Origin of the sequence: Methylosinus sp. C49, from assembly GCF_009936375.1 — a bacterium.
Classification (GTDB): domain Bacteria; phylum Pseudomonadota; class Alphaproteobacteria; order Rhizobiales; family Beijerinckiaceae; genus Methylosinus.
On the sequence record NZ_AP022332.1, the window covers coordinates 1,626,674 to 1,649,056 of the forward strand.

Below are 22,383 nucleotides of genomic sequence, written 5' to 3' on the forward strand. Positions count from 1 at the left end.
CACGCGAGGCGGGGCGCGATGTTGGCGGCGAGGCGGCTTATTCCGCCGCGGCCGGCATTTCGGCCACGATCATATCGGCGCGCGGCCGCGCCACGATCGCATCGACGTCGAGAATGAGCGCCACTCTGCCGTCGCCGAGAATCGTCGCGGCGGCGATGCCGTGCACATGGCCGTAATTGGTCTCGAGGCTCTTGATCACGACTTGGCGCTGACCCTGGATGGCGTCGACGAGCAGCGCGCATTTGGCGCCGCTTTCCGACTCGACGAGAAGCGCGACCTGCGATGTCGCCTCGATCGGCTCGTCGCGGTAGAGCAGCACGGCGCCGACGTCGATCAGTGGCGTGAAAGTGTTGCGCGTGGCGATGACGCGCGCGCCGGCGCCGAGCTCGTGCACGCTCTCTTTCTTGGGTTGCAGCGTCTCGATGATCGCGGTCAGCGGAATGACCAGAGTCTGTCCGCCGACGGTCACGACCATGCCGTCGAGTACGGCGAGAGTGAGCGGCAGGCTCATCGAGAAGGTGGAGCCGCGGCCGGGCACGGAGGAGATGGAGATGCGGCCGCCGAGCGCTTGAATCGCGCGCTTGACCACATCCATGCCGACGCCGCGCCCGGAGATGTTGGAGACCGACGAGGCGGTGGAGAAGCCGGGCAGAAAGATGAGATTGTCGATCTCGTCGTCGGTGAGATTTGCCTCAGCCGGTATCAGCCCTTTGGAGACGGCGATCTGACGCACGCGCGCGCGATTGATGCCGGCGCCGTCGTCGGCGACCTCTATGACGATGCGGCCCGAGCGATGCGTCGCGGAAAGTCGCAGCGAGCCTTCTTCCGGCTTGCCGGCGGCGATCCGGTCTTCCGCTTTCTCGATGCCGTGATCGACGGCGTTGCGGATCATATGAGTGAGCGGATCGGTCAGCCGCTCGATGACGGTCTTGTCGACCTCGGTCGTCTCGCCGTCCATGACGAGGCGAACGGCCTTTCCGGTCATCGACGCGACCTCGCGCACGGTGCGCGACATGCGTTGGAACACCGGCTTCACCGGCTGCGCGCGAATCGCCATCACGCTGTCCTGAATGTCGCGCGTCAGCTGCTCGAGCTCGTCGAGGCCGATCACGACGGAGGAGGCGCGCGAGAGGCCGGCCTCCGAAACGCGCTGCGACAGCATCGCTTGATTGATGACCAGCTCGCCGACGAGATTGATGAGGCGATCGACGCGATCGAGATCGACGCGGATTGTCGCCTGCACGGAGGCCGAGCCTTCGCCCTTCGCCGATTCCGCCCTGGCTGCGGCAGGATGCTCGTCGCTCGGCGCGGCGAAGGAGGCCGGCGTGGGATCGATGGCGACACTCGTCTGCTTGGGCTCGGCGACGGGGGCGGAGGCCTCTGGCGCCTCATGCGGCTCGAGCGACTCCTGCAGAGCCTCGAGCAGCTTGCCGACATCGGCCGTCTCGACTGAAAGCTCGCAATCCCATTCGACGAACTCGAACACCTCGCGCACCTGCGCTTCGGAAGCGCTCGTCGTCAGACGAATCGTCCAGCCGAGATAGGCGCCTTCCGGGTCGAGCTCCGACAGCAGCGGAATCTCGGAGATATCGCATTCGACGCTCATCTCGCCGAGGCTGCCGAGCTCGCGCAACAGGCGCAGCGACTCGTTGGCCTTGGCGTAAAGCCCCGCGCTCGGCTTGAACCGAACGATGAAATCCTGCGTCGCCGGCGCCTCCGGTTCGCCGACGTCGAAGATGGAATCGAGCGAGATGCAGACCGGCTGGAAGTCGAGCGCCTCGACGCTGACCTTGCCATCGTCGTCGCCATGTCGCGGGGCGCCGCCGAGCAGGGCGCTGAGCTCGTCCGCTATGACCTTCACCGCGCCCGCGTCGGCGCTGCCGCCTTCGCGCGCGGCGCGAACGAGATCGGCGAGCACGTCGGAAGCGCGCAGCAGCGTCTTGGTGACGGCCGGCGTCGCGGCGAGCTTGGCGGATCTTATGAGATCGAGCGTGGTCTCGAAGACATGGACGAATTCCACGAGCTCGTCGAAGCCGAAAGCGCCCGCGCCGCCCTTGATCGAGTGAACAGCGCGGAACACGGCGTTGACGGTCTCGAGGTCGTCGTCTCCATCCTCCATTCGGAGCAGCCCGCTCTCCAGCTCGACGAGCTGCTCCTCACATTCTTGAAAGAATGTCTGCTTGATGGCGGCCATCGGATCCACGGGCGATCTCCCTTGCAACGCTACGCTCTACACAGCCACGCGGCGAATCGCGTCCACGAGCTTCACGGGATTGAACGGCTTGACGATCCAGCCCGTCGCGCCGGCGCGGCGCGCGCGATCCTTCTTCTCGCCGTCGCTCTCCGTTGTCAGCACCAAAATCGGAACGCCGCGATGCTTCTCGTGCCGACGCACGCCTTCGATGAAGCCGAAGCCATCCATGCGCGGCATGTTGATGTCGGTGACGATGACGTCGGGCGTCTCCTTCTCGAGCACTTCCAGCCCATGCACTCCATCCTCGGCCTGCACGACGCTGAAGCCCGCTTCGGACAGAGCGAGCATCAGCATCTCGCGCATGGTTCGGGAATCGTCGACGGTCAGAATAGTCTTGCTCATTTCGTGCTTTCCTGTTCGGAAATGTCGGTGAAGGGAATGCCGAGCGTCTCCAGTGCGTCGAGGAGAGGCTCGGACGGATGGGCGACATTCAGGGGCAGTCCATCGGCCGTCCAGGTCGCATGCGCGGACAGCAGGACTTGGATGCATTGCGCGCCGACCTTGGCGACGCTCGAGGCTTCGATCGTCAGCGGATTGCCGCGCGCCTGCAGAAGCTCCGTGGCGAGCGGAGAGGCCGCGCGAATGTCGAGGATCTCGGGCAGGCTGACAGTGACCATCGGCTCGTCTCTATGTCGTTGCGGGGGAGGGCGAGGCTATGGCTCAAGCCGCGTCGAGAACCGGCTCAGGCAGCAGATTCTGAATGGTCAGCACGCTGATCATCTCGTCGCCCGCGGCGACGACGCCCTTCACGAATGTCCGCGCGATCTCGGAGGCGACCTCGGGAGTCGGTTGAATCGCATCCTGCGTCAGCGTCAGAATATTCGACACGGCGTCGACGAGGAGGCCGACGACTTGCCCGGCCGATTGCACGACGATGACGGCATGACGCGCCGTCGGCTCGCTCTGCATCAGTCCGAGACGCGTCGCGAGATCGATGACCGGCAGCACGGCGCCGCGCAGATTGATGACGCCGCGCACGAAAGTCGGCGCATGCGGCAATGGCGTGGCCGGCGTCCAGCCGCGAATTTCGCGCACCGCCATTATGTCGATGCAGAATGTCTGGGCGCCGATGTGAAAGGCGATGAATTCCTTCGCCTCGCTCGTCGCCACCCGGGAAATCGTCTCGGCCATGATCAGAACTCCTCCCAGCCTTCCTCGACCTGCGCAGGCTGCTCTTTCGGAAGCGCGCCGCCACGCGTCGTGACGCGCCGCGGCTGCGCCTTGTTCGTCGAAAGCGGCATTTGCCGCTTGGGCGCAAAAGCCGCGGCCTCGCCGCGCTCGCCGAGATCGAAGGCGGCGACGGATGTGGCCAACCGCTCGATGTCGCTCTTCAAGCCATGGCTCGCGGCGGTCGTCTCCTCGACCATTGCGGCGTTCTGCTGCGTGAACTGATCCATTTGGGCGACGGCCGTGTTGACCTCTGCGAGGCCGGTCGCCTGCTCGCGCGCGCCATTGGCGATCTCGACCACTACCTTGTTCGCCTCGACCACCTGATCCACGATGCGATCGAGCGACTTGCCGGTCTGCGCGACCAGAGTCACGCCATCCTCGACCTGCGAGGAGGATGTCGAGATGAGGCTCTTGATTTCGCGCGCGGCTTCCGCCGAGCGCTGGGCGAGCGCGCGCACCTCGGAGGCGACGACGGCGAAGCCGCGTCCCGCCTCACCCGCGCGCGCGGCCTCGACGCCGGCGTTGAGCGCGAGAAGATTGGTCTGAAAGGCGATCTCGTCGATGACGCCGATGATCTGGCCGATCTGGCGCGACGAGGTCTCGATGCGCCCCATCGCCTCGATCGCATTGCGCACGATCTCGCTGCTGCGCGTGGCGTCGGCCTGCGCCTCCGAGACGACGCCGGCCGCGCGCTGCGCGCCATCCGACGTCTTATGAACCGTAGCGGTGATCTGCTCGAGCGCCGCGGAAGTTTGCTCGAGGCTCGCCGCCTGCTGCTCGGTGCGCTGCGCCAGCGCATCCGCCGCTCCAGCGATCTCGCCGGTGCGCGAGGTGAGGCCGTCTATATGGCCGAGCATATCCGCGAAGGCGCCGCGCAGCTTGTCGAGCGCGACATTGTAGCAATGACGAATCTTCTCGTAATCAGAGGAGAAGGGCTCATTGAGCCTGTGCTTGAGATTGCCGGCCGCGAGGCGCTCGAGCCCTTCCGTGAAGGACTTCATGAAGAATTCATGCGCAGCGACATAGCCGCGCGACTCGGCGTCCTGCGATGCGCGGCGCTCGGCCGCGGAGCGCTGCTCCGCGCTCGCCGCATCGGCGCGGCGACGCATGTCGCTCTGCAATGTGGATCGAAGACTCTCGAGGGCGTCGAAAACGGCGCTCAGCTCGCCGCCTTTGCCGCTGTCCACGACCGGCGTCTCGAGATCGCCATTACGAATGCGCTCTAGCGCGGCGACGAGAGACGTTGTCGGACGGGATATGCGGCTCGAGACCACGCGGTAAGCGGTGATCGCGCCGATGAGCGACACGCTCGCTCCGACGGCTCCCCATAGAGGATCGAAGGAGACTGCGCTCTGCAGCATGTGCGGACCGAGGGAAACTATGGGACCGACCGCGATTCCGATGATGGGCGCAACAAGTCTCGCGTATGTTTTCACCGCTGTGCCCCCGCTGCTGAAGTAACGACGCTCGGCTTCCGTCGCGACGTACGACCTCGCTATCGCTGAGGCAGACGAAAGGACGCGAGGTCCCGTCACGCGCGCGAGGCTCCACGCGGGAAGCGGTGTCGCGTTGGTTCGACTGATCGTGCGGAAAGAGGCGCCCCCGACGGGGACATGCCGGATCGCCGGCATATCGAGGCAGCTTCATGCTTTTGACCGACGTCTGAACGGTCAACCCGATATGCTTACAGCCTAGCGATAGGCGGTTAAATCTTCATTAGCGGGCTATAGAGGCGTCCGCCGCTGGCGGACGCCGCGATTCGACATAAATGGACACGCCGCTGCGCCGACGATTCGGCGCATCGCTCCACCGATGGATCAGGCCACGCGATGCGCGGGGATATAAGGCGTCACTCGCGGCGAAGCGCTCGCGATGTCGCTCTTGTGACGATTGTCGATCGCAGCCACTGTCGGCTTGTGCATCGCCGGCTCGTTTGCTTGACCATTCGCGCCGTCATAGATGCTCGACAGCTCGCCGATGAACCGCTCCATGGCCTTCAACGCCTGATACTCGGGGATCTGCGTGAGCTGTTCGATCATCTGCTCGCGAAGCTGCTTCAATTCATTGATCGGGTGCATTGTGGAGTCTCCCAGGAACGGCGGGTCGTTAAGAAATTAGTAATCAAATCTGGTGCGAGCCTTGCGCCGCTTCCGTGCTACTCATTGAAGTGAATAGTATGGGCCGCTCATCCGCAGCAGCAATTTCTCATTGTGCGGCCAGCGGCCCTTCATTCGGCAGCCGGCGTCGACGCCATTCTGCCATATCACATTGGCCGCCAGCAGCGCGCCCTGCTGATCGTCATAGAGAATGATGGAGCGGGGCAGCGGCACGCGCTGGGCGAGGCGCAGCCGAATGCCGCCGCCCGTTCGGTTTCGGTAGAGAAATTCCGTCAAAAAGCGTTCGTCGCCGTCGAGGATCTTGCCGGACTGCAAATGCACCGGACGCCGCGCCTCCCGACGACGCTCGATGAACGACGGCGGCTCCTCCACGACAACGGAATAAGTGACGACGCCCTCGCGCGGAAGTATTCGCGACGTGACCGAGCGAAGCCATGCGCCTGCGCCCATGTCTCGCGCCTTCATGCCGTTCAAAAGCGGCTTGATCGCATCTCGTCTCGTCAACTCCAACGCCCCTCTAGTCGATCGCGCCGAGCTTCTCGGAAAGTCGAGCCTCCCGTCGGCGTGTGAAAGATAGGAGCGCGATATTATTTCAAGGTTAACCGTTTTCACCGAAAGCGTCATTCGCGCGCAGCCGACAGCCTCACGCAAGCCTCGAGACTTCTAATCCCGGCGTCTCACGGATATGAAGGAATGACAGATGACGGCGAGCGCGCTTTTCAACACGTCGGTTATGGGCATGTCGGCGCAGACCACGGCGCTCAGCGCGGTCGCGGAGAACATCTCCAACTCGAGCACCGTCGGCTATAAAGAGGCGACAACCCATTTCCAGACGCTGTTGACGAGCTTCAACGGCGGCGGCGGGGACGTCGACGGCGGCGTCAGCGCGAGCAATGTCATTGAAGTCACCAAATCCGGCACCACCCTCACCACGACATCGGCGACCGATCTCGCCATTCAGGGCGACGGATTTTTCGTGGTCAGCGACGCCGCCGGCAACAGCTATCTGACGCGCGCCGGCTCATTCCTTCCCGACTCGCAAGGTCGGCTCGTCAATACGGCCGGCTATTATCTCATGGGCTACAGCTCGTCGGCCGCCTCCGCGCCGACGGATCCGTCCGGTCTCACCGCCGTCGCCATTCCTTATGGCAAGGAGATCGCCACAGCTTCGACGGAGGGCTCGCTGACCGCCAATCTTCCGTCCACCGCCTCGACGATCGCCGCGGCGGATCTGCCTTCCGCCAATTCGGCGTCGGCGACCTATTCGAAAAAGACGTCCGTCACCGCCTATGACAATCTCGGCAATGCCGTGACGCTGGACGTCTATTTTTCCAAAACGTCGTCGAACGAATGGGAAATGTCGGTGTTCGACGCTTCGACTGCGACGGATGGCGGCTTCCCTTATTCGTCTGGCGCGCTCGTGACTCAGACACTCAATTTCTCGGCGACAGACGGCAGCATCACCGGCGGCTCCAGCGCGTCGATCGCCGTTCCGAACGGCTCCACGCTCACGCTAGATCTCAGCGGCATTACGCAGCTCGGCTCTTCCTACTCGGTCTCCAATCCGACGATCAACGGCAATGCGGCCTCGCAGGTCAGCAGCGTCAGCATCGCGAAGGACGGCACGCTCAGCTATGTGCTCGGCAATGGCCAGTCGGTATCCGCCTATAAAATTCCTCTCGGCACGGTCGCGAGCCCGACCAATTTGCAGGCGCTCTCGGGCAACACGTTCGCCGTCACCAAGGAATCCGGCGCGGCCTATCTCGGCGACGCCAATTCTGGAAGCATGGGCGCGATCGCATCCGATCAGCTCGAGGGCTCCACGGTCGACCTCGCCACCCAATTGTCGAATATGATCGTCGCGCAGCGCTCCTTCTCCGCCAACAGCCAGGTGTTCCAGGTCGCGTCCGAAGTGATGCAAGTGCTGAACAATCTGAAGTAAGCGACAAAAAGATAGGCGGTCGCCATGTCACTCACGAATGCCGGAGCGATCGCCAATCAATCGCTCGGAACGATCGCCGCGCAAATAAATGTCGTATCACGCAACATAGCCGGAGTGAATGTCTCCGGCTATGCGACCAAGACAGCGCTCGTCTCCACGAGCTCCAATGGCGGCGCGCAGATCGATGGCGTCGCGCGCGCCACCAATGCGGCGCTCGTTCAGAACTCCCTGCAGGCCACCGCTATGCAAGCCTCGGCGGCGGCGCTGTCTTCCGGCTTCGATCAGATAGATCAAGCCCTCGGCCTCTCCTCCGGCACGGCGTCCGACACCGGCACGAATCGCTCGCCGGCGTCGCTGCTCTCGGCGCTGAAGAGCGCGCTGCAGAGCTATAGCGCATCGCCTTCCAGCGCGACGGTTGCGCAAAATGTGCTCTCGAGCGCCAAGGCGGTGGCCCAGGCGCTCAACACGGCCGATTCGACCGTCCAGCAATTGCGCACGCAGGCCGATAGCGAGATTGCATCTTCAGTCGCGAATATCAACTCGCTCCTGTCACAGTTCCAGCAGGTGAATTCCGAAATCGTCGCCGGCACGCAGGTCGGACGGGATGTGTCCTCCGCCCTGGATCAGCGCGAGTCCCTGCTCAAATCGCTCTCTTCCGAGATCGGCGTCACCACGGTCACGCGCGCCAATAATGATATGGTGATCTACGCCGACGGAGGCGCGACCCTCTTCGAGACGACGGCGCGATCTGTGACGTTTCAGCCCACAGGCGCCTACACGGCCTCGACGACGGGCAATGCGGTCTATGTCGACGGCGTGCCAGTGACGGGCGCCTCCGCCTCCATGGCGATTCAATCCGGCAAGCTGCAAGGCCTCACGCAGCTTCGCGATGTCGTCGCGCCGCAATATCAAAGTCAGCTCGACGAAACCGCGCGCGGGCTGATCTCCGCTTTTGCGGAAAGCGATCAATCTGGATTCGGAACGACGGCGCCGGGGCTGTTCACCTATTCCGGCGCGACGTCAGTGCCCGGGGCGAGCGTCGCGCCGGGCCTCGCCGGCCAGATCATCGTCAATCCGAACGCCGATCCGAGCCAAGGCGGCGACCTCGACAGATTGCGCGACGGCGGCATTTCCGACCCGACCAACTCCGCCTATCTCTATAACACGACCGGCGCCGCTGGCTACACGGATCGCATAGACGAGCTCGTCGCATCCTTCTCGACCGCGCAGAGCTTCGATCCTTCAGCGGGCCTCGGCTCCAGCCTGTCGTTGATAGACTTCGCGACGTCCTCCCTGGGCTGGTTCGAAGCGCAGCGGCAACAGGCGACGGATACGGAATCCTATCAGTCGACCCTGCTGTCACAGACCACCGACGCGCTCTCCAACGCGACCGGCGTCAATCTCGATGAGCAGCTGTCCAAAATGCTGGATCTGGAAAACTCCTATCAAGCGTCGGCGAAGCTCATCTCGGCCATAGACGCCATGTATACCGCGCTCTTCCAGGCGCTCTGACGAACGGACGGCAAATGGTCTCGATCACCTCGACCCAATCGCTCACCAATGCGCTGCGACGGTCTGTCCTCGACGTTCAGACGCAGCTCTCGAAGACCCAGGCGGAAGTCTCGACCGGCCGCCTCGCCGATATCGGCCTCGGCCTCGGTTCCGCGATACAGCAGGACTATTCCTACGGTTTTCGCGCTGATGATCTCGCGGCGCTCACCGCGAGCAATAATGTCATCACGACGCGCCTCAGCGCGACGGATACGGCGCTGAGTTCGATCGCCAGCACGGCGCAGAATTTTCTGCAAACGCTGGTCAGCGCCCAATCTGGCGCCGGCAGCGATCCCGGCGCCATCAAGGGCTATGCGGAGTCGGGACTGAAGGCTCTGATCTCGACGCTCGACACCAGCGTCGACGGCGTGCAGATTTTCGGCGGCGTCAACACCGGCGTCGCGCCACTCGCGGACTATTTCTCTACTTCTCCCTCCACCGCGAAGCAGGCGGTCGATCAGGCGTTTTTCGGCTCCTTCGGCATCGCGCAGGGCGATTCCGGCGCGAGCGCGATCACCGACCAGCAGATGCAGACGTTTCTCTCGGGTTCATTCGCCGATCTGTTCTCCGCGTCGGGGTGGAGCAGCAATTGGTCCAGCGCGACGAATGAGACGGTGACGAACAGAATTTCCTTGTCGCAGACGTCCGAGACCTCTGTTTCCGCCAATGAGACAGCCCTGCGCCAGCTCGCTCAGGCCTATACTATGGTCGCTGATCTCGGCGTCGATTCTTTGAGCAGCTCCGCATATCAACAAATTCTCGAGACTGCATCGGCGACAATGTCTGACGCAATATCCGGGCTCACCAGTCTGCGAGCGACCGTCGGCGTGATGCAGAAGGGTGTCTCGGATGCGAACGACTCGTTGTCGGCGCAGCGTGACATGATCACGACGCAGATCGGCTCGCTCGAAAACGTCGATCCATATGAGGCGTCGACGCGGCTGAACAATCTGACCACTCAGCTCGAGACGTCGTATACGCTGACCGGAAAAATTCAGCAGCTCACGCTGTCGAAATATATCTGAGCGAACGCATGACCCGAAGAGAATCGCATGTATCGTAATGTCTATGCTCAGACGGTCGAAGACTCCCCCGCTGTGGCCCGTGGTCGAGAGCGCGCCTTGCTCGAGAGGGCTATCCGGCTGCTCGCAGTGGCCAAGGTGAAAGGCGTGCGCAGCAGCGAGTCCTTCGAGGCGACCGCGAATATGCGCCGAATCTGGACTGTCTTCATCGAAGATCTCGGCAGTGACGGAAACGCGCTTCCCGAGGCGTTGCGAGCCTCGCTCATCTCGATCGGCCTCTGGATTCTTCGTGAGCTCGAGGCGATCGACTGCGGTAGGTCGGATAATTTCGACGGCGTCATCGAGATCAATCAAATGATCGCCGATGGACTGAGCTGAGGGCGGCATGAATATTTCGTTACGGCGGGGCGAGAAGCTCTATCTCAACGGCGCGGTGATCCGCGCCGATCGAAAGGTCTGCATCGAGCTGCTCAATGACGTGACCTTCCTGCTCGAGAATCATGTGATGCAGGCGAAGGACGCCACGTCGCCTTTGCGACAGCTGTATTTCGTCGTGCAGCTGATGCTGATGTCGCCGAACGATACGGCGGCGGCATTGGACATGTGCCGCAGCATGCTGGCGTCCCTCAACACTGCCTTTCCCGACCCTCGAATTCTCAACGGGCTGGCGCTCGCTGCGAAATATGTCGAGGACAAGCGAATGTTCGATGCGTTGAAGACGATCCGCGCGCTGTTTCCATTCGAGTCCGAGATACTGGCGCCGAACGGGGCGCAGGACAGCGGCAAAGCAGCCTGAGGAGGGCGATACAGTGACTGTGACCTCGACGACCGCCGTCACCAATGCGACCTCGAGCTCGAGCTCGACGTCGTCTTCGAGCAGCTCGACGCAGACGCTGGGCTACGATCAGTTTCTGACGCTTCTCGTGACCGAGATGAAGTATCAGGATCCGACCAAGCCGATGGATCCGACCGAGACGGTCTCTCAGCTCGCGTCGTTTTCATCGGTCGAGCAGGCGGTCAAGACGAATGCGACGTTGACCTCGATCTTGAACTCCAATCTGCTCACGCAAGCGAGCTCGTTCATCGGCAAGACGGTGTCGTCCTCGGACGGCTCCACCTCGGGCGTCGTCGCCTCGGTGTCGACATCGAGCTCCGGGGTGACCGCAACTCTCACCAATGGCGCGACGATTGCTCTCGGGTCGGGCGTCACGGTGAGCGAATGAACGAGGCGGACGCGCTCGAGATCATGCAGCGCGCAATCTTCACCGTGCTCATTGTCTCGAGCCCGGTGGTCGGCGCCGCAATGGCGGTCGGCATCGTCATCGCGCTGCTGCAGGCCCTCACGCAGGTCCAGGAAATGACCTTGACCTTCGTGCCGAAGATCATCGTGATCTTTGTCGCGCTCGGGCTCTCCGCGCCATTTGTCGGCGCGCAGATCCAAGCGTTCACCGACTATGCGTATTCGCGTATCGAGAAGGGATTCTGAAAGCGGCCGCGCCCGCGACGTCGCGGGACGCTAGGCGGCGCTGGGGGCGAAAGATGACCGACGTCGCATTGGCAGGTGGCGCGCCCGAGGGACGCGCGAAGGACGTCGGATTCGCTCTGGCGATCATCTTCATCCTCTGCATTTTTTTCCTGCCGATCCCGCCTTTCCTCATCGACATCGGTCTCGCGTTCTCGATTGCGCTCGCCGTGCTGATATTGATGGTGTCGCTCTGGATCCAGAAGCCCCTCGAATTTTCGGCCTTTCCGACTATTCTCCTCGTCGCGACGATATTGCGTCTCTCGCTCAACATTGCGACGACCCGCCTCATTCTCGGACATGGAGCGGAGGGAACGGCCGCCGCAGGATATATCATCGCCGGCTTTTCCAAATTGGTGATGAGCGGCGACTTCGTTATCGGTCTCACGGTCTTTGCTATCATCGTAACGGTTAATTTTTTGGTTATCACCAAGGGCGCGACGCGTATTGCCGAAGTCGGCGCGCGCTTCACGCTCGACTCGATTCCCGGCAAGCAGATGGCGATCGACGCCGATCTCTCGGCCGGGCTGATCGATGAGAAGCAGGCGCAACTGCGGCGTCGCGAGCTGGAAGAGGAGAGCTCCTTTTTCGGTTCAATGGACGGCGCCTCGAAATTCGTGCGAGGCGACGCTATCGCGGGTCTCGTTATTCTCGCGGTGAATATTTTCGGCGGCATCGTTATCGGCGTCACGCGTCATGGCATGCCTTTGTCGAGCGCAGCCGATGTGTTCACCAAGCTCTCCGTCGGCGAAGGTCTCGTCTCGCAAATTCCAGCGCTCATCGTCTCGCTCGCCGCGGGCCTTCTCGTTTCGAAGGGCGGCACGCGCGGCTCGACCGAGCAGAACATCGTTCGTCAGCTCGGCAATTATCCGAAGGCGCTCTACGTCGCTTCGTCTCTGCTGTTCGTGCTGGCGATGATGCCGGGGCTGCCGCTCACGCCCTTCATGATGCTGGGCGGCGCCATGGCCTTCGTCGCCTATTCCACGCCGAAGCAGGCGGCGAAGCTCCGCGCGAGCGAGCAAGCCAAGAAGGCGGAGGATGACAGGCGCGCGCAGGCGGAGGCCAAGGATTCGATCCGTGAGTATTTGAAAACTCCGGGCGTCGAGCTCTGTCTCGGCAAGCAGCTGTCCGCCCGTCTGCTGATGTCGCAGGACGAACTCGCGCATCGCGTCGGCAAGATGCGGCGCAACTTTGCGCGTCAGTATGGCTTCGTGATTCCAGAGATCAAGCTCACCGACGATCTCGCGCTGAAGCAGAAGAGCTATCAGATCAAGATCCACGGCACTGTCGTGACGACACAGGAATTGCAGCTCGGTCAGCATCTCATCATCGTCGGGCAGGGGCGCCAGCCCGATCTTCCTGGCGATGAGACGGTCGATCCGGCTTTCGGCCTCAAGTCGTTCTGGATTCCCGATGCGCTCGTCGCCGAGGCGCGGCGCGAAGGATTCGAGCCTGTCGATCCGATTTCCGTGCTGCTCACGCATCTTTCGGAAGTGCTGCGCAATAATCTCTCGCAGCTCTTGTCCTATCGCGATGCGCGCATGCTGCTCGATCGTCTGGAGCCCGAATATCGCAAGCTGATCGACGAGATGGTGCCGAATCTCATCTCCAATTCCGGCCTCCATTCTGTGCTCAAGCTGCTGCTCGCCGAGCGCGTTTCGATTCGCAATCTCGATCTCATTCTGGAGGCGGTCAGCGAGGTCGTTCCTTATGCGCGGCGCGCGGAGCCGATCGTCGAGCACGTGCGGACGCGGCTGGCGCCGCAAATTTGCGGCGAGATAGCGGTGAACGGCACGCTTGGCGTGCTCCGTCTCGGCGCGCGCTGGGACTTGTTCTTCCACGAGAGCCTACGCCGAGACGCCAAGGGCGAGATCGTCGAGTTCAACGCCGATCCCTCGCTCATCGAGCAGTTCGGCCAGGAGGCCGGGGCGGCGATTCGCGAGCGCATAGAGCGCGGCGACGTATTCGCGGTGGTGACGACGCCGGAAGCGCGGCCTTACGTAAAAATGATCATCGGTCGTCTCTTCTCGGCGCTACCTATTCTGTCGCATCTCGAGATCGCGCGCGGCGTGGAGATCAAATCGCTCGGGACGATTTCGTGACGGCGGGGCTGACGAGCGTCGTCACGACGCTCTTCGTGCTATTCTGCAGGATCGGCGGCTGCATCATGACGATACCTGGCTTTTCGAGCCAGAGGGTGCCGGTGCGCGCGCGATTGTTCATCGCTATCGGATTGACGGTCGCATTGGCCCCCGCGCTCGCCGACGTCGTGACGCCAGTGGTGGAGAACGCCACGCCGGGCGGCGTTCTCTTCGTCGTGCTCGGGGAGCTTGTCATCGGCGTGCTGATCGGCTCGATGGCGAGGCTGTTCTTCTTCGCGCTGGAGACGTTGACGACGGCGGCGGCGATGACGACCGGCCTCGGAAATATTTTGGGAGCGGCGATCGAGGAGACCGAGACGCTGCCGGCGATGAGCTCTTTCATCATGCTCGGCGCGACGACGCTCATCTTCGTGCTGGATCAGCATTGGGAGATGATTCGTGGCCTTTTCGCATCCTATTCTGCAATTCCCGTGAGGGATGGAATGCCGGTGGACGGCATGTTGCGGGAGTATTCGAATGTGCTGTCGCAGTCGTTCCTGCTCGCATTGCGCATCAGCAGCCCGTTTCTTTTGTTCGGCTTCATCGTCAATCTCGCCTTTGGCTTTCTCAATCGCATGACGCCGTCGGTTCCGGTCTATTTCGTCTCGACGCCGCTGCTAATCGGGCTCGGCATCTATTGGTTCTATGTGATGGCGGATGATTTCTTCACGGCTTTCGCCTCGGCGTTCGGCGCTTGGCTCTTGTCGGGATAATGGCGATGAATTGGAAAAATCAGCGGCGGATTCTCGCGGTGCACGAGCAATTGCATCGCATAGAGGTGGGGCGCTTGTCTCGGCTCGAGCGAAGGGCGCTGGAATTGAAGGAGGAGGAGACGCGAATTGTCGAATGCCTCGACGACAACCGCACGATGATCGCGCTCTTCCCCGAGGTGGTGCTGCAAAGGCTGAAAGCCAATATTCGCCAGCAGCAAGAGCTTCGCAAGGAGGTCGATCGGCAGACGAGCGTGACCTTGGAGCAGGCCAAGCGCGTGAAGCAGGCGGAGCGGCTCGTCGCCGACGCTCAGATGGAGCGCGACCGTGCTATGGAGGCGGAGGCGCTGCGTGAGGTGATCGAGCATTGCGCGAGGGCGCGCGACTTCAGCGCGCCGTAAGTCTGCGCATGTAGAAAAGTCGCAGTCGAAGGATTGGAGACCGATGTCGATCTTTCCAGCAACTGATCTCGTCACGGAAGTCGCCAGAGCCGCGGATCCTGTTCGTCGCAATGCGGCGGTCACGCGCCTCAGCGACGTCTCCAACGCTACGCCGACCAATGTCGATGGCTTTGCGGCCGTTGTCGCGGATAATGGCAAGGGGTCGATATCGGCCAAGCCGTTCGTCGCGACGCCGGTGGTCTGGGATGGGACGGCGGCTGTGACGCGGGCGACGATTCGGCCCGGTGAAGCGACGCAGAAATTCGAGGCGTTTATCATTCAATCGTCGCTGGAAACGATGCTTCCGAAATCGGAAAACGGCTACTTCGGTCATGGGACCGCGGGCGATGTATGGCGCTCGATGATCGCCGAGCAGATCGGCGATCAGATCGCGAAAGCGGGCGGCCTCGGACTGCGCAAGCTGCTCGATCGCAATTTGGCGTCGAGCGACGAGCGCGCAAAGACATCATGAGGTCGTCGACGCTGTCGACGATCGGTGATTGAACTCGGTTCGAATGGATATGGGATATGGCTGCGCATCGATATAGCGATGAGAGAATGAGTGGAGCGCCATTTCGGAGCGATCATGCTCAGGAGGCGCGGCGTGCGGCTTTCGTCGGCTGCGTCGATCGGCTGACCCGGCTGATAGAGCGCGAGACGGAGGCGCTGCGATCACGCGCCAATGTCGACTTCGAGGATTTCAACGCGCGCAAGACGCACGCGCTGTTGGAGTTTTCGCGCGCCTCGCGCGCGTATGCGGCCCCGCGTTCGGCGGCGATCGAAGCGAAGATCGAATTGCTGCGCGCGACGCTCGTCGAAAATGGACAACTGCTGGAACGGCGGCTTCGCGCGATGCGCGAAATTGCCGGCATCATGATCTGCACGATCGAGCTTGCGGAGTCGGACGGAACTTATTCCACGAGAGCGTCTTTGGAACGTTGATCTTGGAGTCCTATCGATGATGCGCATGGTTTTGATCGGGATCTGGGCTTGCGTGGTGACGCTCGGCTCGACCTTCGGCGCGTCCTATTGGAAATCGCATCGCAGCGCGCCGGGAGAGGCGGCGCAGCATGCGGAAAAGCTCGAGGTGAAGAAGGTCAAGCCGATCACCGTTCCGATCATCTCGGAAGGGACCCTCAAGGGCTATATTTCTGCGGAGTTCGCTTATGTCGTCGAGGCGTCGAGCAAAGGCGGACACGGCGGCGGCGGCGCGCCGGTGGACGCCGACAGCTATGTGATGGACGAAGCGTTTCGTCGACTCTATGCGGACAATAATCTCGATTTTCGACGGATCGAAAAATACGATCTCAACGCGCTGACGAAGGAGCTCACCAAGAGCATCAATCAGCGGCTCGGTGGCGAGCTCGTGCGCGAGACATTGGTCAAGAGCTTCGCCTTCGTCCCGAAAGACGACATCCCACACTGAAAAAAAGGCTGGCCGGCGAAACGCCGGCCAGCGCCTTTGTCCGTTCATCGAAGAGCTTGGAACGGCTTTTGTCAGCCGACCATCATATAGCCGAGGAAGCGTTGCGAATCGATCGGGTCGTAGCCGAGGCGCGCACGCAGCTTCTTGCGAAGCTTGCTCACATGGCTCTCGACGACGTTCTCCTCGACCACATCGTCGAAGAGACCATAGACCGCATTGAAGATCTGCGACTTGGTCAAGCGGCGCCCGCGGTTCATCACGAAATATTCGAGAATCCTGCGCTCGCGGCGTGGCAGGTTGAAAGGTTCTCCGCGCACCAGCGGATCGCGGCCGTCGAAGAACACCTGCATCGGCCCGACCACTGCATGATCGCGGCGTGTCTCGGCGCGGCGCCGAATCGCGTAGACGCGCGCGAGAATCTCTTTCACATGAATCGGCTTGCGCACGACGTCATCGACGCCCGCTGTGAACAGGCCGAGCGTCTGCTCGAGCGACGGCGCCTCGTTCATCGCGATGACGGGCGCTTGAGAGCGCTTGCGAATGAGCTTCGGCAACTCCTCGCGCTCCGGGCACTCCCCGATCAGAAAGGCCTCCACCGCGAGCATATCCGTCTCGACCGCGGAGTCGACCCAATCGATGAACTGCCCGGAACAGAACCCCGCCGAGGAGATTCCCTCCTGGCCGAAGTGGCGCGCATACCCACTCGTCACCAGTTCACGCTCATCGACGATTATGAACATTGCCGTCCCCTTGACATCCGTCTCGCCCTGGCAATCTGCGCGAATCACTATAGGGACTACTTAGCCGCATCGATTCCGCGGCGTCAACGAAATAGTAACCAAATAAAGTAATGCTTTCTTTACCAGCCTGTGTCTCGACGCGAGTCGCGCGCCGCGACTCGTGCAAGCCACACGCAAGGCGGATCGGTCAGCCTATGCGGCGTCGAAGATGGGCGTCGAGCCAGATCCCGGGCCATATCCAATGTCAAATTTGCGAAAGGCGCTTCCGCTCGTCGCCGCGGCGGCGTTCGTGTCATGCGCCTTCGCCGTTGCGGCGGAGCAGAAGAAGGCGGAGCCTGTCGCCAAGGAGGAGCCGCCGCGAATGAGAGAAGCGCGCGCTGCGCCGCCGCCTCCCGACGCGCGGCAATATTGCGCGGATATAGCGGCCGCCGCCGGCGCCGCGCGCAATGCGCGGCAAGAGAAGGAGCTGCTCGACATCGAACAGCGAATCGCCAAGCGCACCGCGGAGCTCGAAGCCAAGCGGGCGGAGCTGCAGGATGTGCTCGATCGCTATGATTCGCTGCTGAAGCAGACGGACGAGCGGCTCGTCTCCATTTATGGACGCATGCGGCCGGAAGCCGCCGCTGCGCAATTCGCGAATATGGAGGAGGACATGGCGGCGGCCATGCTCATGCGGCTGCAGCCCAAGCAGTCTAGCGCGATCCTCAATGAGATGGAAGCTGCTCGCGCCGTCGTGCTGACCAAGAAGGTCGCCGCCTTGTCGAGCCTCGTCGGCGGCGGAAAGAAGCAATGAAGCATCTGGCTATAGCGATCGGCTCGGCGCTGGCGCTGGCGGGATGCGCGACGGACCCGCGCGACATCGGGCGCGAGCCGCATATGAGCCCTGTCGGGAGCGGCTTGTCCGCCTATGATGATCAGCTGCCGACCGGCTCCGTGCGCCCGCCCGCCCTCGGGCCGCAGATGCGGCTGGACGAGAACAGGGTCAATCTCTACCGCGACGTGCGCGCGATGACGGTCGGCGATGTCGTCACCGTCAATATATCTATGGACGACAAGGCGGTGCTCGGCAATTCCACTGATCGCTCGCGCGATTCCAAGGTCAAGACGACTTGGTCGTTTCTGTTCGATTTCCTCGCCGGCGCATCATCGGCGCCGCCCGAGCGCAAATGGACCGGCACGGTCAATAATGATCTGCAATCGAGCAGCTCGACGCAGGGGCAGGGGTCCATCAACCGATCAGAGCAGATTCGGCTTTCTGTCGCCGCCGTCGTCACCGCGGTTCTGCCCAATGGCAATCTCATGCTGCGCGGATCGCAGGAGATTCGCGTGAACTACGAGCTGCGCGTGCTGACGATCGCCGGCATCGCGCGGCCGCGCGACATCGGCAAGGACAATATGATCTCCTATGACAAAATCGCCGAGGCGCGCGTCTCCTATGGCGGACGTGGGCGATTGACGGAGGTGCAGCAGCCCGCATGGGGGCAGCAGGCCTACGACATATTCGCGCCGTTCTGAGACAGGAAGGGGAAGGAACGTGGCCGCGCCGTCTGGCACCTCCAACGCCGCCGAAACGCATTCGTCGTCCTCCGGCCAGCTGGCGCTCGCGCTCATCGTCGCGACGGTGCTCGGCGCCGGGGGCGGCGGCTTTTTGGGCTTCACGCTGACCGGCGATCCGGCCACGGCCGCAAAATCCGGGGAGCCCGCCCCGGCCGAGAGCGCGGCGCCGAAAAAGAGCGCCGAGCCCGTCGATAAGGGACATGGCGGACATGGCGCCGCCGCGCCCAGCGAAGGCGCGAAGGATGCGCCGCTGGCGAAGATGAAGCTCAAGGAGCTCGCGCCGATCGTCACCAATCTCGCCGTGCCGGAGACCGGATGGGTGCGCCTTCAGGCGTCGATCGTCTATGACTCCCAAGCCGTGCCGCAGCCGGACATATTGATCTCGCAAGTGACCGCGGACATCGTCGCCTTTCTGCGGACGATGACTCTGGCCTCGCTCGAAGGCTCGGACGGCCTGCGGCGTTTGCATGAAGATCTGACCGATCGGGCGGCGACACGGTCAGAAGGGCATATTCAGGAGGTCATCATTCAAGCTCTGGTCGTTCAATGAAGCGCGCCGCCGCTCTCCTTCTACTTCTCCTCCTCACGCCGACCGCCGCTGTGGCGCAGGGGTTCGATCTCAACGCCCTGCTGCCTTCGGGCGGCGGCGCGGCCAGCGGAAGGATCGTCCAGATCCTCGTTCTGCTGACGGTGCTCTCCATCGCGCCGGGCCTGCTCATCATGGTGACGAGCTTCACCCGCTTCGCCATAGCGCTGTCGTTTCTGCGCAGCGGCTTGGGGCTGCAGAGCACGCCGGCCAATCTCGTGCTCATCAGCCTCGCTTTGTTCATGACCTTCTATGTGATGGCGCCGACTTTCGACGCGGCCTGGAAGGACGGGCTGAAGCCGTTGATGGACAATAAGATCACCGAGGTGGAGGCGTTCGACAAAATCTCGCAGCCGTTCCGCAAGTTCATGATCGCCAATGTGCGTGACAAGGACATCAAGCTGTTCGAGAATTTGACCAAGGACAAAGGGACGACCGGAGATTATGAGAAGCTCGGTCTCCAGGTTCTCGCCCCCGCCTTCATGATCTCCGAGCTGCGCCGCGGCTTCGAGATCGGCTTTCTCATCGTGCTGCCCTTTCTCGTCATCGACATGGTCGTCGCGGTGATCACAATGTCGATGGGCATGATGATGCTGCCGCCGACCGCTATCTCCTTGCCGATCAAAGTGCTGTTCTTCATCCTCATCGACGGGTGGAATCTCCTCGTCGGCAGCCTCATCCGCTCTTACGGCTGAGGCGGCGTCCACAGGGAGCGCCGGCCGCCGAGCGCGGCTCCAAATCCCTGTTAGCCCTTCATTAATCGCATTTTTCGTGAATTGTGGCGATCCTCCGCCCGGCGTGTAATATCCGATTGTCGAGCGCGGCCATGCGGAACCGCAGGCGCGCCGTCGACAGAGTTCTTCGGATAGGGCCGGGCGCCCAAGGCATGATGCCGCTTCCGTCGAGCCGGTGAATTTCCGGGATGTCGCGTTCACCTCATCCAAGGATCGACGAGTCATGTCCAGCATTTTGACCAACGCCTCCGCCATCACCGCTCTGCAGTCGCTGCGCTCGGTTCAGTCCTCGCTCGCCTCGACCCAGAAGGAGATTTCGACCGGCCTGAAGATTTCTTCGGCCACCGACAACGCCTCCACCTGGTCGATCGCCCAGACGATGAAATCCGACCAGGGCGTTCTCTCGACCATCAGCGACTCGCTGTCGGTTAGCTCCTCAGTGCTCAACGTCGCCACCGCGGCCGTGACCAACGCCATCTCGGTCATCAACAACATCAAATCCGCTGTCGCGCAGGCAGCTCAGCCGGGCGCGGACACGGCGAAGATCGGCACCAGCCTCACCGGCCTCAGCGATCAGCTCAAGAGCATCGTCACCTCCGCGAACTTCAACGGCCTCAATCTGCTCGATGGCTCGCGCAGCACCTTCAATTCCATCGCCTCCTATAGCGACGGAACCGGCACTGCGGCTTCGGCGCTGAACACGATCGACCTCAACGTCACGGCGCTGATCGGCGGCGGCGGCGCCTCGCCCGTGGTCGCGGCCGGCGCCGGCATATTGGAGGCGGCTCAGGCCACCGGCGCTACTGCGGCGACCGATTTCACGAGCCTTTCGGCGAGCGACGTCGCTTCGGCCGCGACGATCACCGACACTCTGTCCAACGCCGACAAGGTGATCGCGGATCTCACGAAATACGCCTCGCAGATCGGCGCGACGCAGAGCAGCGTCAACGGCCAGGCCGCCTTCATGAAGACCCTGAACGAGGGTCTGACCGCGGGCGTGAGCTCGCTGGTCGACGCCGACATGAACGAAGCCTCGACCCGCCTGCAGGCCTTGCAGACGCAGCAGCAGCTCGGCGTCCAGTCGCTGTCGATCGCCAATCAGAACAGCCAGATCATTCTGCGCCTGTTCCAGTAATTCGCCGCCGACCCTTCTTTTCCGGCAAGAGGCCGCGCCCTTCGGGGCGCGGCTTTTTTTTGTCTCGCGCCGGCGCCGGCGCATTTGGCCGCTTAGACCTTTGTTAAGGTTATCTAGTTAGGTTAACCACCGTGCAGGCTGTGCTGTAACCGTCGATGCCGGAACGGTTTCGACGGGTCGTCGAGTGGATTTGGCTCCCGCGATGTGGCGCTCCGCCGATGACTGCTTCGGATAGGGCTCCCGAGCCCAAAGGCATGATGCCGTTTCCGTCGAGCCGGTGAAATTCCGGGATGCCATTCGTCACTAGTTTCACCCCAAAAGGGATCGATGAGTCATGTCCAGCATTCTCACTAATCCATCGGCTATCACGGCCCTTCAGTCGCTGCGGGCGACGCAGCAGGCGCTTGCGAGCACGCAGAAGGAAGTTTCGACGGGCCTCAAGATTTCGAGCGCCACCGATAACGCCTCCACCTGGTCGATCGCCGAGACGATGAAGTCCGATCAAGGCGTGCTGTCGACGATCGGCGATTCGATGGCGGTGAGCTCATCGCTCCTGAACATCGCCCAGACCGCCGTCACCAATGCGATCTCGGTGCTCAACAACATCAAATCGGCGGTCGCGCAGGCGGCGCAGCCCGGCGCCGACACGGCGAAGATCGGCACGAGCCTGACCGGCCTCAGCAATCAGCTGAAGAGCATCGTCGCTTCGGCCAGCTTCAACGGCCTCAATATTCTGGACGGCTCGCAATCGTCCTTCGCCTTCATCGCCTCTTACACGGATGGCGGCGGCTCGACCGCTTCGGCGCTCAACACGATCGATCTCACAGCGACCGCGCTGATCGGCGGTGGCGGAGCCTCGCCTGCGGTGGCGGCGGGCTCGGGCATTTTGGAAGCCGCGCAGGGAACGGGCGCGACGGCCGCGACCGATTTCACCAATTTATCGGAGACGGACGTCTCCTCGAGCTCGGTGATCACCGATTCGCTGACCAACGCCGACAAGGTGATCTCCGATCTCACCAAATATGCGGCGCAGATCGGCGCGACGCAGACGACGATCACCGGTCAGGCCGCTTTCGTCAAAACATTGAACGAAGCCCTCACCAATGGCGTCAGCTCGCTCGTCGACGCCGACATGAACGAGGCCTCCACGCGCCTGCAGGCGCTGCAGACGCAGCAGCAGCTCGGCGTGCAGTCTCTCTCGATCGCCAACCAGAACAGCCAGATCATCCTCAAGCTGTTCCAGTGACGCTTTCGACGATCCGAGGAAGGGGCTCGCCGCCGATGGCGAGACCCTTCCTCGTCTGAGCCGATAGAAGCGGCAAAGTTCGCGCAAGCC

The 22,383-nt window shown here is 62.4% G+C and carries 27 protein-coding genes; 19 read left to right on the top strand and 8 right to left on the bottom strand.

Annotation, left to right across the window (positions count from 1 at the left end; translation table 11 throughout):
• Positions 1-37 precede the first annotated feature (37 nt).
• The 7 genes from GYH34_RS07780 to GYH34_RS07810 form a co-directional block, all read right to left on the bottom strand.
• Entirely contained in the window at positions 38-2,194 is a 2,157-nt protein-coding gene (locus GYH34_RS07780; protein WP_161914932.1) for a chemotaxis protein CheA, read from the bottom strand.
• 36 nt (positions 2,195-2,230) lie between these two features.
• Entirely contained in the window at positions 2,231-2,596 is a 366-nt protein-coding gene (locus tag GYH34_RS07785; protein WP_018264546.1) for a response regulator, read from the bottom strand.
• On the bottom strand, positions 2,593-2,871 hold the full coding sequence (locus GYH34_RS07790; RefSeq protein ID WP_161913085.1) for an STAS domain-containing protein: 279 nt from the start codon (positions 2,869-2,871) through the stop codon (positions 2,593-2,595). Before GYH34_RS07790 ends, GYH34_RS07785 begins: the two co-directional genes overlap by 4 nt.
• A gap of 43 nt (positions 2,872-2,914) precedes the next feature.
• Positions 2,915-3,385: a chemotaxis protein CheW gene (locus GYH34_RS07795; RefSeq protein WP_024879078.1), complete on the bottom strand. Its 471-nt coding sequence runs from the start codon at positions 3,383-3,385 to the stop codon at positions 2,915-2,917.
• Between the two features lie 2 nt (positions 3,386-3,387).
• Positions 3,388-4,785 (bottom strand): methyl-accepting chemotaxis protein, encoded by a 1,398-nt coding sequence (locus GYH34_RS07800; protein ID WP_244635312.1) that lies wholly within the window; start codon positions 4,783-4,785, stop codon positions 3,388-3,390.
• A 456-nt stretch (positions 4,786-5,241) separates the two neighbouring features.
• Entirely contained in the window at positions 5,242-5,502 is a 261-nt protein-coding gene (locus GYH34_RS07805; RefSeq protein WP_161913086.1) for a hypothetical protein, read from the bottom strand.
• Between the two features lie 81 nt (positions 5,503-5,583).
• Positions 5,584-6,165 carry a hypothetical protein gene (locus GYH34_RS07810; protein WP_161913087.1) on the bottom strand — a complete coding sequence of 194 codons (582 nt, stop codon included), beginning with the start codon at positions 6,163-6,165 and terminating at the stop codon, positions 5,584-5,586.
• Between the two features lie 76 nt (positions 6,166-6,241).
• Here GYH34_RS07810 and GYH34_RS07815 point away from each other — a divergent pair, with 76 nt between their 5' ends.
• The 13 genes from GYH34_RS07815 (at position 6,242) to GYH34_RS07875 (ending at position 16,295) form a co-directional block, all read left to right on the top strand.
• The gene (locus tag GYH34_RS07815; protein ID WP_161913088.1) at positions 6,242-7,483 is read left to right on the top strand and encodes a flagellar hook protein FlgE; all 1,242 of its coding nucleotides are present in this window, start codon (positions 6,242-6,244) and stop codon (positions 7,481-7,483) included.
• A 24-nt stretch (positions 7,484-7,507) separates the two neighbouring features.
• Entirely contained in the window at positions 7,508-8,995 is a 1,488-nt protein-coding gene (gene flgK, locus GYH34_RS07820) for a flagellar hook-associated protein FlgK (protein WP_161913089.1), read from the top strand.
• A gap of 14 nt (positions 8,996-9,009) precedes the next feature.
• On the top strand, positions 9,010-10,059 hold the full coding sequence (locus GYH34_RS07825) for a flagellar hook-associated family protein (RefSeq protein WP_161913090.1): 1,050 nt from the start codon (positions 9,010-9,012) through the stop codon (positions 10,057-10,059).
• A 27-nt stretch (positions 10,060-10,086) separates the two neighbouring features.
• Positions 10,087-10,434, top strand: coding sequence for a flagellar biosynthesis regulator FlaF (flaF, locus tag GYH34_RS07830; RefSeq protein ID WP_018264555.1), 348 nt, complete (start codon positions 10,087-10,089; stop codon positions 10,432-10,434).
• Between the two features lie 7 nt (positions 10,435-10,441).
• Positions 10,442-10,852 (top strand): flagellar biosynthesis repressor FlbT, encoded by a 411-nt coding sequence (gene flbT / locus GYH34_RS07835; RefSeq protein ID WP_161913091.1) that lies wholly within the window; start codon positions 10,442-10,444, stop codon positions 10,850-10,852.
• Between the two features lie 13 nt (positions 10,853-10,865).
• Complete coding sequence (gene flgD, locus GYH34_RS07840) at positions 10,866-11,279, top strand: flagellar hook assembly protein FlgD (RefSeq protein WP_174242381.1); 414 nt, start codon at positions 10,866-10,868, stop codon at positions 11,277-11,279.
• Positions 11,276-11,542 carry a flagellar biosynthesis protein FliQ gene (gene fliQ / locus GYH34_RS07845; RefSeq protein ID WP_018264558.1) on the top strand — a complete coding sequence of 89 codons (267 nt, stop codon included), beginning with the start codon at positions 11,276-11,278 and terminating at the stop codon, positions 11,540-11,542. The genes flgD and fliQ overlap by 4 nt, the downstream gene beginning before the upstream one ends.
• 53 nt (positions 11,543-11,595) lie before the next feature.
• Positions 11,596-13,680, top strand: coding sequence for a flagellar biosynthesis protein FlhA (gene flhA / locus GYH34_RS07850; protein WP_161913092.1), 2,085 nt, complete (start codon positions 11,596-11,598; stop codon positions 13,678-13,680).
• Positions 13,677-14,432: a flagellar biosynthetic protein FliR gene (locus GYH34_RS07855; RefSeq protein WP_161913093.1), complete on the top strand. Its 756-nt coding sequence runs from the start codon at positions 13,677-13,679 to the stop codon at positions 14,430-14,432. The genes flhA and GYH34_RS07855 overlap by 4 nt, the downstream gene beginning before the upstream one ends.
• Positions 14,433-14,437: 5 nt before the next feature.
• Entirely contained in the window at positions 14,438-14,830 is a 393-nt protein-coding gene (locus GYH34_RS07860; protein WP_244635313.1) for a hypothetical protein, read from the top strand.
• Between the two features lie 43 nt (positions 14,831-14,873).
• Positions 14,874-15,341 (top strand): rod-binding protein, encoded by a 468-nt coding sequence (locus GYH34_RS07865; protein ID WP_161913094.1) that lies wholly within the window; start codon positions 14,874-14,876, stop codon positions 15,339-15,341.
• Between the two features lie 86 nt (positions 15,342-15,427).
• Positions 15,428-15,811, top strand: a complete 384-nt coding sequence (locus tag GYH34_RS07870; RefSeq protein ID WP_161913095.1) for a hypothetical protein — start codon at positions 15,428-15,430, stop codon at positions 15,809-15,811.
• 16 nt (positions 15,812-15,827) lie between these two features.
• Positions 15,828-16,295 (top strand): flagellar basal body-associated protein FliL, encoded by a 468-nt coding sequence (locus GYH34_RS07875; RefSeq protein ID WP_244635314.1) that lies wholly within the window; start codon positions 15,828-15,830, stop codon positions 16,293-16,295.
• Positions 16,296-16,366: 71 nt separating this feature from the next.
• Here GYH34_RS07875 and GYH34_RS07880 read toward each other — a convergent pair whose 3' ends face one another.
• Positions 16,367-17,035 (bottom strand): response regulator transcription factor, encoded by a 669-nt coding sequence (locus tag GYH34_RS07880; protein ID WP_024879095.1) that lies wholly within the window; start codon positions 17,033-17,035, stop codon positions 16,367-16,369.
• Between the two features lie 241 nt (positions 17,036-17,276).
• Between GYH34_RS07880 and GYH34_RS07885 the strand changes: the two genes are divergently transcribed.
• The 6 genes from GYH34_RS07885 to GYH34_RS07910 all read left to right on the top strand — a co-directional run bounded on the left by GYH34_RS07885 (position 17,277) and on the right by GYH34_RS07910 (position 22,293).
• A complete protein-coding gene (locus GYH34_RS07885; RefSeq protein WP_161913096.1) occupies positions 17,277-17,828 on the top strand; it encodes a hypothetical protein in 552 nt (183 codons plus the stop codon).
• Positions 17,825-18,550, top strand: coding sequence for a flagellar basal body L-ring protein FlgH (gene flgH, locus GYH34_RS07890; protein WP_161913097.1), 726 nt, complete (start codon positions 17,825-17,827; stop codon positions 18,548-18,550). Before GYH34_RS07885 ends, flgH begins: the two co-directional genes overlap by 4 nt.
• Positions 18,551-18,569: 19 nt before the next feature.
• Positions 18,570-19,142: a flagellar basal body-associated FliL family protein gene (locus GYH34_RS07895; protein WP_161913098.1), complete on the top strand. Its 573-nt coding sequence runs from the start codon at positions 18,570-18,572 to the stop codon at positions 19,140-19,142.
• Positions 19,139-19,873, top strand: a complete 735-nt coding sequence (gene fliP, locus GYH34_RS07900; RefSeq protein ID WP_161913099.1) for a flagellar type III secretion system pore protein FliP — start codon at positions 19,139-19,141, stop codon at positions 19,871-19,873. Before GYH34_RS07895 ends, fliP begins: the two co-directional genes overlap by 4 nt.
• 262 nt (positions 19,874-20,135) lie before the next feature.
• A complete protein-coding gene (locus GYH34_RS07905) occupies positions 20,136-21,047 on the top strand; it encodes a flagellin (protein WP_161913100.1) in 912 nt (303 codons plus the stop codon).
• 334 nt (positions 21,048-21,381) lie between these two features.
• Complete coding sequence (locus tag GYH34_RS07910; protein WP_161913101.1) at positions 21,382-22,293, top strand: flagellin; 912 nt, start codon at positions 21,382-21,384, stop codon at positions 22,291-22,293.
• Positions 22,294-22,383: the final 90 nt, after the last annotated feature.

Excerpts from the sequence above, each read along its gene's own strand:
- GYH34_RS07780 (WP_161914932.1), bottom strand. The coding sequence starts at position 2,194 with ATGGCCGCCATCAAGCAGACATTCTTTCAAGAATGTGAGGAGCAGCTC.
- GYH34_RS07785 (WP_018264546.1), bottom strand. The coding sequence starts at position 2,596 with ATGAGCAAGACTATTCTGACCGTCGACGATTCCCGAACCATGCGCGAG.
- GYH34_RS07790 (WP_161913085.1), bottom strand. The coding sequence starts at position 2,871 with ATGGTCACTGTCAGCCTGCCCGAGATCCTCGACATTCGCGCGGCCTCT.
- GYH34_RS07795 (WP_024879078.1), bottom strand. The coding sequence starts at position 3,385 with ATGGCCGAGACGATTTCCCGGGTGGCGACGAGCGAGGCGAAGGAATTC.
- GYH34_RS07800 (WP_244635312.1), bottom strand. The coding sequence starts at position 4,785 with ATGCTGCAGAGCGCAGTCTCCTTCGATCCTCTATGGGGAGCCGTCGGA.
- GYH34_RS07805 (WP_161913086.1), bottom strand. The coding sequence starts at position 5,502 with ATGCACCCGATCAATGAATTGAAGCAGCTTCGCGAGCAGATGATCGAA.
- GYH34_RS07810 (WP_161913087.1), bottom strand. The coding sequence starts at position 6,165 with ATGACGCTTTCGGTGAAAACGGTTAACCTTGAAATAATATCGCGCTCC.
- GYH34_RS07815 (WP_161913088.1), top strand. The coding sequence starts at position 6,242 with ATGACGGCGAGCGCGCTTTTCAACACGTCGGTTATGGGCATGTCGGCG.
- flgK (WP_161913089.1), top strand. The coding sequence starts at position 7,508 with ATGTCACTCACGAATGCCGGAGCGATCGCCAATCAATCGCTCGGAACG.
- GYH34_RS07825 (WP_161913090.1), top strand. The coding sequence starts at position 9,010 with ATGGTCTCGATCACCTCGACCCAATCGCTCACCAATGCGCTGCGACGG.
- flaF (WP_018264555.1), top strand. The coding sequence starts at position 10,087 with ATGTATCGTAATGTCTATGCTCAGACGGTCGAAGACTCCCCCGCTGTG.
- flbT (WP_161913091.1), top strand. The coding sequence starts at position 10,442 with ATGAATATTTCGTTACGGCGGGGCGAGAAGCTCTATCTCAACGGCGCG.
- fliQ (WP_018264558.1), top strand. The coding sequence starts at position 11,276 with ATGAACGAGGCGGACGCGCTCGAGATCATGCAGCGCGCAATCTTCACC.
- flhA (WP_161913092.1), top strand. The coding sequence starts at position 11,596 with ATGACCGACGTCGCATTGGCAGGTGGCGCGCCCGAGGGACGCGCGAAG.
- GYH34_RS07860 (WP_244635313.1), top strand. The coding sequence starts at position 14,438 with ATGAATTGGAAAAATCAGCGGCGGATTCTCGCGGTGCACGAGCAATTG.
- GYH34_RS07865 (WP_161913094.1), top strand. The coding sequence starts at position 14,874 with ATGTCGATCTTTCCAGCAACTGATCTCGTCACGGAAGTCGCCAGAGCC.
- GYH34_RS07870 (WP_161913095.1), top strand. The coding sequence starts at position 15,428 with ATGAGTGGAGCGCCATTTCGGAGCGATCATGCTCAGGAGGCGCGGCGT.
- GYH34_RS07875 (WP_244635314.1), top strand. The coding sequence starts at position 15,828 with ATGATGCGCATGGTTTTGATCGGGATCTGGGCTTGCGTGGTGACGCTC.
- GYH34_RS07880 (WP_024879095.1), bottom strand. The coding sequence starts at position 17,035 with ATGTTCATAATCGTCGATGAGCGTGAACTGGTGACGAGTGGGTATGCG.
- GYH34_RS07885 (WP_161913096.1), top strand. The coding sequence starts at position 17,277 with ATGTCAAATTTGCGAAAGGCGCTTCCGCTCGTCGCCGCGGCGGCGTTC.
- flgH (WP_161913097.1), top strand. The coding sequence starts at position 17,825 with ATGAAGCATCTGGCTATAGCGATCGGCTCGGCGCTGGCGCTGGCGGGA.
- fliP (WP_161913099.1), top strand. The coding sequence starts at position 19,139 with ATGAAGCGCGCCGCCGCTCTCCTTCTACTTCTCCTCCTCACGCCGACC.
- GYH34_RS07905 (WP_161913100.1), top strand. The coding sequence starts at position 20,136 with ATGTCCAGCATTTTGACCAACGCCTCCGCCATCACCGCTCTGCAGTCG.
- GYH34_RS07910 (WP_161913101.1), top strand. The coding sequence starts at position 21,382 with ATGTCCAGCATTCTCACTAATCCATCGGCTATCACGGCCCTTCAGTCG.